Origin of the sequence: Corallococcus sp. AS-1-12, assembly GCF_020036995.1 — a bacterium.
In the GTDB taxonomy this organism is placed as follows: Bacteria; Myxococcota; Myxococcia; order Myxococcales; family Myxococcaceae; genus Corallococcus.
The window spans coordinates 1-686 of record NZ_JAIQDD010000113.1 but is presented as its reverse complement, the minus strand read 5'-3'; the positions used below and the strand labels follow the sequence as shown (position 1 = coordinate 686).

The window sequence follows — 686 nt, the reverse complement described above, 5'->3', positions numbered from 1 at the left end:
GGTGACGCGGAGCACCTGCTGCTGGTGACGATGCACCACATCGTCTCCGACGGCTGGTCCATGAGCGTCCTCGTCCGCGAGCTCACCGCGCTCTATGCGGCGTTCCATGCGGGGCAGGTGCCCACCCTCGCGCCGCTGCCGGTGCAGTACGCGGACTTCTCCGTCTGGCAGCAGGAGTGGCTCCAGGGCGAAACGCTGGAGACCCAGCTCGCCTACTGGAAGGAAAAGCTCGCGGGTGCACCATCCGCGCTGGACCTGCCCACGGACCGCCCGCGTCCGCCCGTGCAGTCACACCGTGGAGCCACGGTGGACGTGCGAATTCCTCCGGAGGTCTCGCAAGCGCTCAAGGCCCTGGCCCAACGGGAAGGCGCCACGCCCTTCATGCTGCTGCTCGCCGCCTGGCAGTTGCTGTTGTCCCGCTACTCTGGACAGGACGGCATCAGCGTGGGTTCGCCGATTGCTGGCCGCACCCAGGCGGAGACCGAAGGCCTCATCGGCTTCTTCATCAACACCCTGGTCCTGCGCGCGCGGATGGAACCCCGGGCGACGTTCCGCGAACTGCTTGCCCAGGTACGCGGTACGACGCTCGCGGCCTACGAGCACCAACATGTGCCGTTCGAGAAGCTGGTGGAGACCCTCCAGCCCGTGCGCGACCTGAGCCGCAGCGCCCTCTTCCAGGCGATGTT

Annotated in this window: 1 protein-coding gene; it reads left to right on the top strand. The window is 67.8% G+C overall.

The genetic code is table 11. The annotated features are described in order from the left end of the window. The coding region (locus K8556_RS38950) for a condensation domain-containing protein (protein ID WP_223745193.1) at positions 1-686 on the top strand (686 nt) is incomplete at both ends.